We start from the raw sequence: 7,871 nt of genomic DNA on the forward strand, positions 1-7,871 counted from the left end.
CACACCCGTTCCCATACCGAACACGGAAGTTAAGCTCTTTAGCGCCGATGGTAGTTGGGGGCTTCCCCCTGTGAGAGTAGGACGTCGCTAGGCAAGGTAGACAGTCAGCTGAGTGCTGGCTGTTTTTTTATTAACGTAATTATTATTGAAATGAAGCTAAAGCTGATGACAATGAAACAATGAAAAGAGCAACCACAAAATACTCGTTGCTCTTTTTCTATGCTACTTCTTACGGATTGAAGCATTAGCATTATCTCAAAGACTACGAGAATATAAAAATGAAAAAATATAAAAAAGTATTGCATATGTTATTTCCCTATGATATATTTATAAATGTCTTAAAGAGGTCCCGTGGTGTAGCGGTTAACATGCCTGCCTGTCACGCAGGAGATCGCCGGTTCGATCCCGGTCGGGACCGCCATTATAAACGATAATATAGTTCTTATGATGCTTTTAAATCATAAGAACTTTTTTTATTGTTAATATAAGGGAATTAGTGGATATCGATGAAATTGGTTCTATAATATTTGTTGGGGTATCCATAGATTTTTAAAGTAATTATGCCTCGGCACAATTGTAGCTGACGCTTCGCTTTTGCTACAGATAAACAATGTAGCTGACGCTTTGCTTTCGTTACAGATAAACAATGCGTCCAGATTCGGCTTTGTGCTTAGGCCTGCAAATTTTTTTTGTGCGAAAGCGCAGTGATAGCGTAGCGGCAGCAGCACCGAAGCAGGTCAGTTAGCCGTTATCGCATGGATGCGATGATTTTAGGCTAACATCCTTTATTAACCCCTTTCCGATTCTGACATCCGCCGGAATGCCCCAACACTCATATCGAAAAACTCGTTAGCAAAGGTCCTAGGCTGTATGTGTCAACAAACTGAGAAGGCTTGCAGTTAGTTGCCATACCGCTTGAGAAAACAAGCAGAGCAGTAAACATAAAGATATTCAGGTTTTACGGGCGATTAATCCCCATCTAACCTTTTTTGTTTTCCCTGAATTTTTCTTGTACCCGACGTTACGTTTTGGTACAGATAAACTACTTGCTGTTAATAAGGGTGACTATTTTTATCGATTCTTCTCGTGTGAAGGAATTTGGAGGTGTTTAGCATGCGAAATTATTTTTACATAAAACGTCTGAATATAAGCTTACTCATAGGTGCTATTGTAATACTAGCAGGCTGTGGAGATCCTATTTTAGACATAGAGGAGTCCAATGCGTACCACTGGCAGAAAAATATGAACGAAGCCGAATTTGAAAAATTAAAAGAAGGCATGTCATATATGGAAGTAGTAAAAATTGCAGGTGGAGCAGGGGACATGATAAAAAAAGATCAATACCGCTGGAATGATGAAATACTTATGACAAAAACCTATATAGTACGATTTAAAGATGATAAATTGGTTGATAAAAAGGTTAGTGAGGTAAAGGAGCATAAAAAATAAGCACGTTTTTTATAAGCGTGTTTTATTTTTATTTGGCACATAGATTAGTATCGCCACCGACAATTTAGCCCAGGCTTAATTGTTTCAGGCTAATGACGAATGCTAGTTTGCATAAGTTTTAGGACTCACCCCATGATGGACATCAGCTTGGAGTGAAAATCTCTTTATTTAATACACAATAAATTATAATTTTTTGTCGACAAGCTGCAACAATTACGCCAAGGTGTAATTGTTTTTTTGAAATCCATTGGATGTTTTGAACATTTACGCTTGTTTCGGTAAACTAGTAGTAATGGAGCTAGGAGAGGAAAAAGAGATGATGTATGAAAAAATAATGAATTCACTTGATGATACTGAGAATTTTGCGTTGAAGCTAGCAAGCTTACTAGAAGCCCAGGATACAATTACATTAGAGGGTGATTTGGGCGCTGGTAAGACGACATTTACGAAAGCATTAGCGAAGGGGCTTGGCGTGACGAGAACAGTCAATAGCCCGACATTTACGATTGTAAAGCAATATGAGGGGCGTTTACCATTTAATCATTTAGATGTTTATCGTTTAGCAGAAAGCGATGAGGATCTTGGATGGGACGAACTATTTTATGGTGATGCGGTGTCAGTTGTCGAGTGGGCTCATTTGATTGAACAGGATTTACCTCAGGAGCGTCTTGGAATAGAAATTTACCGAATCGGAGAAAATCAACGACGATTTGTATTAACACCACTTGGAATGCGATATGAGGCATTATGTGAGGAGCTAATGAAATGATTTGGTTAGGGATTGAAGCAGCGAATGCACCACTTTCTATTGCTGTAATAAAAGATGGGAAAGTGATCGCGGAGATTGTACAAAATATAAAATTAACACATTCAGCAGGTGCTATGCCAGCCATTGAAGAAGTGCTAGAAAAGGCTGGCATAAAGCCAAGCGAGTTGGATGCGATTGCTGTATCAGAAGGACCTGGTTCTTATACCGGTGTACGAATAGGTGTGACGCTTGCTAAAACATTAGCATGGACATTGAAAAAGCCTTTAGTTGGAATATCTAGCTTAAAGTCATTGGCCGCAAATGCAGCACTATATGATGGGTTTATTTGTCCTATTTTTGATGCGCGAAGAGGTAATGTCTATACGGCCGTTTATAAAGGTTGTGAGCTTGAAACAATTATTGAAGATTATCACGATCATATAGATGGCTTGTTAGAGCGTTTACAGGCTTTAGAGGCACCGGTTTTATTTGTTGGAGCCGATGTAGATGTTTTTTGGCATAAAATCGTAGAGGTACTAGGTGATTATGCGCAGCGTACACCATTTAGTAATGACTTACCAAGGGCAAGTGAAACAATTCGATTAGCGACGAAACTGGAGCTACCAAGTGTGGATGCAGTTCATCATTTTGTCCCGCAATATAAACGTATTGCCGAGGCGGAGGCGAATTGGCTGAAGGAACAAAAGGAGAAGGCGCATGAGTAGTAATGTAACATATCGTAAAATGGTATCTGAAGATGTCCCAGTAGTGTATGAAATTGAGCTTGCTACATTTCCTACACCATGGACGTTAGATTCTTTTTATTATGAAGTGCATGAAAATCAGTATGCACATTATGTGCTAGCTATAGATGAATATAATAACATTATCGGTTTTTGTGGAATGTGGATGGTTATAGACGCAGCGCAAATTACGAACGTTGCCGTTATAGAGGCTGCTCGTGGTCGCGGCATTGGTGAAGGATTAATGCGAGAGGCAATGCGTATTGCTAGGGAGCATACTATGGAAGTCATGAGTTTAGAGGTACGAGTAACAAATACAGTTGCCCAAAATCTTTATCGAAAGCTTGATTTCCAAGATGGCGGTATACGTAAAGGCTATTATACAGATAACGGGGAGGATGCCCTTGTCATGTGGGTGAATTTATGATGGAAGATCGAATAATATTAGCAATAGAATCGAGCTGTGATGAAACAGCAGCGGCGATTATTCGAAATGGTTCTGAAATTGTTTCAAATGTAGTTGCATCTCAAATAGAAAGTCATAAACGATTTGGTGGGGTTGTACCTGAAATTGCATCTCGTCATCATGTTGAGCAAATTACAGTAGTTATAGAAGAAGCATTAGCGCAGGCAAATATGAAGCCGGCTGATTTAGATGCTGTGGCAGTTACAGAGGGTCCTGGTCTTGTAGGTGCACTATTAATTGGGATTAATGCCGCAAAGGCCTTTGCATTTGCTAATAATTTACCGATTGTAGGTGTACATCATATAGCTGGACATATATATGCTAATGCACTCGTGCAGCCAATGGAATTCCCATTGTTAGCACTTGTTGTATCAGGTGGCCATACAGAGTTAGTTTATATGAAAGAACATGGCTCTTTTGAAGTCATCGGTGAGACGAGAGATGATGCAGCTGGTGAAGCTTATGATAAGGTTGCGCGTGTTTTAAACTTACCATATCCAGGTGGTCCACGAATTGATAAATTAGCACATGAGGGAGATGAGGCTGTATCCTTCCCAAGAGTGTGGTTAGAGGAAGATTCTTATGATTTTAGTTTTAGCGGCTTGAAATCAGCGGTTATTAATTATAAGCATAATATGGACCAACGCGGTGAAGAAATTTGTCCGACTGCCGTTGCCAAAGGGTTCCAGGATAGCGTAGTTGAAGTATTAACAGCGAAAACATTACGGGCAGCTCGCGAATATAAAGTGAAACAGGTTATTGCAGCGGGTGGTGTAGCGGCAAATAAGGGTTTGCGTACATCACTTGAGATGGTATTTGCTGAAGAAAATATACCATTTTTCGTGCCGCCATTAAAGCTGTGTACAGATAATGCCGCCATGATAGGGGCAGCAGCAACACCTATGTTTGAAGCGGGTATTCGAGGCAATTTATCAATGAACGGTCGTCCTGGAATGGAGTTAAAATCCTGGGTATAACTTCTTTCAGGCGATTTCGGACGTAATTATGCTGAGGCATAATTGATTATAGAAAAAGAGGTGTTTTAGATTTGATTCTAAAATACCTCTTTTGCTTTTGTGAAAAAATTGTTGAGAAAACAGTGTCTATAAGAAAATTTGAATCCGATCAGTTGACAAATTTTTCAGAAAATTATCCACAGGTAAGGTAGAAATAAAACAGCGAACATCCGTACTTATGCACAAAGTGTTGATAACTTGTGCATAACTTGTGATTATTCAATATATAGTAGCCTATTTTGTACAAAATGATGTGAATAAAATATTTTTGAATTGTGGACAATGTGGATAAGTCTGTTGATATGTTGGTATTACTAGATTTAAAGTGTGTATAAAGTTGTGGGCATTTTTTGTCGAAAAATAGCACTTGACCAATATATATGAAAAATCAACGCGAGTAAAGTAAAAAGCCATGCGACAAGGCACATGGCTTTACAAGTTTTATCCCATCTCAAGAGGTATGTTATACAATAATATTTTCAAGTTCTTCACTTAGCTCAAGCCATTCCATTTCGAATAACTCATACTGTTCCTTAGCAGTTGATAATTCCTCTTGAAGTTGTGTGATTTTTTCGTGGTCTGTGAAAATCTCGGGATGGCAAAGAGCTTCTTCTAAGCGAGCTATTTCAAGATTTACTTGCTGCATTTTTCCCTCTAGTTCCTCAAGCGTGCGTCTAATTTGGCGCTCCCGTTTTTTAGCCTCTTTATCAATTTTAGAGGTAGAGATCTTTTCAGGTACATCAGCGTGTACTTGCGGTTGAGCAGCAGCCTTCATTTGTGCAATTTCTAATAGTTCTTGTTTCTTTTCAAGATAATAATCATAGTCACCTAAGTACTCAAAGGAACCATCGCCGGATAGTTCGATTACTTTAGTAGTAATTCGATTGATGAAATATCGGTCATGCGATACAAATAAGAGCGTTCCAGGATAATCGATCAGTGCGTTTTCCAGTATCTCTTTACTATCTAAGTCTAAGTGATTGGTAGGCTCATCGAGAATTAAGAAATTTGCCTTTTGCATCATCAATTTAGCTAATGCAAGTCTAGCCTTTTCTCCACCAGATAATGATGACACGATTTTATCTACATCATCTCCACTGAATAAGAAACGGCCTAGCACTGTGCGAATATCTTTTTCATTCATTAAAGGCCATTCATCCCATAGCTCTTTTAGCACACTTTTATTGCTCGATAGCTTGGCCTGCTCTTGGTCATAATAACCAATTTGAACATTTGTACCATAGCGAATCTCTCCAGAGAGTGGTAGTAAATCTTTGACTATGGTTTTTAATAAAGTTGATTTACCAACACCATTAGGTCCAACAAGTGCAATACGGTCTTCTCGGAAAGTGCGTAATGTAATGCCGCTTGATATTTTCTTATCACCATAACCTATCGCTAAGTCATCAACAGACAATACATCATTACCACTTTGGCGCTCAATTGTAAAACCGAAGCTTGCTGATTTTTCATCACCATCAGGGGATTCCATCCATTCTGTTCGTTCAAGCATTTTACGACGACTTTGTGCCATTTTAGTAGTAGAAGCACGAGCAATGTTTTTTTGAATAAATTCCTCAAGCTTGGCTTTCTCATCTTGTTGACGTTCATATTGCTTCAAATCACGCTCATAATTTTTAGCTTTTTCATCTAAATAGGCACTATAATTGCCTGTATATTTTGTGACGCGATGACGAGAGACTTCGTAGATAATAGACACAACTTGGTCTAAGAAGTAGCGGTCATGGGAAACAATTAGAATAGCCCCTTCATAGCCTTTTAAATATGATTCCAACCAAGAGAGGGTTTCAATATCTAAATGGTTAGTAGGTTCATCGAGTATTAATAGGTCAGGTTTACTTAACAAAAGCTTAGCAAGCGCTAACCGAGTTCGTTGTCCTCCTGATAGTGAGCTAATTGGCTTTTCGTAATCATTAGGATAGAACTGCATGCCATGAAGCACAGAACGTGTATCAGATTCATATTGATAGCCACCTGCATCCTTAAAATTATGCTGCAAATGATCGTATTCAGACATTATTTTTGCATATAAAGTAGGGTTTTCATAAACAGCAGGGTCGGCCATTTGTTGTTCTAATGATCGGATTGCTCGTTCTTGGGTAATAAGCGGCTCAAAAATTGTCATCATTTCATCCCAAATCGACAATGTTGAGTTTAAACCAGCATGCTGCTCCAAATATCCAATTTGTATACCTTTAGGGATAATAATATCGCCAGAGTCATATGACAGTTGACCAGCAATTATTTTAAGTAAAGTAGACTTACCAGCACCGTTACGACCTACTAATGCAACACGATCACGATGTTGAACCTCTAATTTTACGCCACTTAAAATTTCATCTGCAAGGAAGGATTTATATAGTTGATTGACCTGTAAAACAATCATTCTTGACACCTCAATTCTTCCTTAGTGTAATAGATGAGCGATTGCCTTGCAATGTCGATGCTTTACTTATTCCAAGCTGTCATGTAAGATTGAGACGATTTCTCTTTAGTTAGTGGCGTAAAAGCGCCATTAACTAAAGGGAAATCCTCCAGTAAATATTATAAACTTAGAAATAGTTAATTAAGTGTGTATCATAAATAGATTTGATACTCTATAAGGAGGAAAGAGTTTGAAACAAGAATTAAAAATTCCACAAGCCACTACGAAAAGACTTCCTCTTTACTATCGATTTATCCAAAACTTTGCACAAGAAGGCATGGAACGTATTTCGTCGAAGGAACTGAGTGAAGCGATGAAAATTGATTCTGCAACTATTCGCCGTGATTTTTCTTATTTTGGTGCTCTTGGGAAAAAGGGATATGGCTATGATGTGCAACATCTCTTGGAATTTTTTAGTCAAACGCTCGATCAACATGAAGCGACAAAAGTAGCGTTAGTTGGTGTAGGGAATTTAGGTAGTGCTTTATTAAAATATAATTTTCAAAAAAATCACAATACTCATATCGTTGTGGCATTTGACTCAAAGGCCCCAAAGGAAGGGAAGATGATTAGTAATATTCCTGTTTTTCATCCAGATTTATTGGAAGAAAAGTATGCGGAATATGGAGCGGAGCTTGCAATTTTAACAGTTTCACCACGCTCTGCACAGAAAATGGCTGATAGATTAGCGGCGATGAACGCAAAAGGAATTTTAAACTTTACGCCAGAGCGTATTACTGTACCAGATAAAATGCAACTTTTAACAATCGATTTGTCAGTAGAATTGCAGGCACTCATTTATTTAATTCGTAATCAGGAAGAGTGATAATCGTACATAATTTAATTTCTTTCAGCGAATGTCTTTTGTACCGAAAGCGAAGCGACAGCAGCAAATGTTTTCTGCGCGAAAGCGAAGCGACAGCAGCAAATGTTTTCTGCGCGAAAGCGAAGCGACAGCAGCAAATGTTTTCTGCGCGAAAGCGAAGCGACAGCAGCAAATGTG

The 7,871-nt window shown here is 38.6% G+C and carries 7 protein-coding genes, 1 tRNA gene and 1 rRNA gene; 8 read left to right on the plus strand and 1 reads right to left on the minus strand.

Features of this window, described 5'->3' with window-relative positions:
* The 7 genes from rrf to tsaD all read left to right on the plus strand — a co-directional run.
* Window positions 1-93, plus strand: a 5S ribosomal RNA gene (gene rrf / locus ACIQ7T_RS25960); the annotation flags it as partial.
* Between the two features lie 252 nt (window positions 94-345).
* Window positions 346-421 (plus strand) — tRNA-Asp (locus ACIQ7T_RS25965).
* Between the two features lie 692 nt (window positions 422-1,113).
* Window positions 1,114-1,449 carry a hypothetical protein gene (locus tag ACIQ7T_RS25970; protein WP_370083197.1) on the plus strand — a complete coding sequence of 112 codons (336 nt, stop codon included), beginning with the start codon at window positions 1,114-1,116 and terminating at the stop codon, window positions 1,447-1,449.
* A 319-nt stretch (window positions 1,450-1,768) separates the two neighbouring features.
* On the plus strand, window positions 1,769-2,218 hold the full coding sequence (gene tsaE, locus ACIQ7T_RS25975) for a tRNA (adenosine(37)-N6)-threonylcarbamoyltransferase complex ATPase subunit type 1 TsaE (RefSeq protein ID WP_370083207.1): 450 nt from the start codon (window positions 1,769-1,771) through the stop codon (window positions 2,216-2,218).
* Window positions 2,215-2,922, plus strand: a complete 708-nt coding sequence (gene tsaB, locus ACIQ7T_RS25980; protein WP_402874753.1) for a tRNA (adenosine(37)-N6)-threonylcarbamoyltransferase complex dimerization subunit type 1 TsaB — start codon at window positions 2,215-2,217, stop codon at window positions 2,920-2,922. The genes tsaE and tsaB overlap by 4 nt, the downstream gene beginning before the upstream one ends.
* Window positions 2,915-3,367, plus strand: a complete 453-nt coding sequence (rimI, locus tag ACIQ7T_RS25985) for a ribosomal protein S18-alanine N-acetyltransferase (RefSeq protein ID WP_370083193.1) — start codon at window positions 2,915-2,917, stop codon at window positions 3,365-3,367. The genes tsaB and rimI overlap by 8 nt, the downstream gene beginning before the upstream one ends.
* Window positions 3,364-4,383, plus strand: coding sequence for a tRNA (adenosine(37)-N6)-threonylcarbamoyltransferase complex transferase subunit TsaD (tsaD, locus tag ACIQ7T_RS25990; protein ID WP_402874756.1), 1,020 nt, complete (start codon window positions 3,364-3,366; stop codon window positions 4,381-4,383). Before rimI ends, tsaD begins: the two co-directional genes overlap by 4 nt.
* 502 nt (window positions 4,384-4,885) lie before the next feature.
* On the opposite strand, the gene ACIQ7T_RS25995 is transcribed toward tsaD, so the two are convergent.
* The gene (locus ACIQ7T_RS25995) at window positions 4,886-6,829 is read right to left on the minus strand and encodes an ABC transporter ATP-binding protein (protein WP_370083203.1); all 1,944 of its coding nucleotides are present in this window, start codon (window positions 6,827-6,829) and stop codon (window positions 4,886-4,888) included.
* 229 nt (window positions 6,830-7,058) lie between these two features.
* On the opposite strand from ACIQ7T_RS25995, the gene ACIQ7T_RS26000 reads away from it, so the two are divergent.
* Window positions 7,059-7,694 (plus strand): redox-sensing transcriptional repressor Rex, encoded by a 636-nt coding sequence (locus tag ACIQ7T_RS26000; protein ID WP_370083191.1) that lies wholly within the window; start codon window positions 7,059-7,061, stop codon window positions 7,692-7,694.
* Window positions 7,695-7,871 lie beyond the last annotated feature (177 nt).

It is taken from the genome of Lysinibacillus sp. NPDC096212 (genome assembly GCF_044763105.1).
Taxonomy (GTDB): domain Bacteria; phylum Bacillota; class Bacilli; order Bacillales_A; family Planococcaceae; genus Lysinibacillus.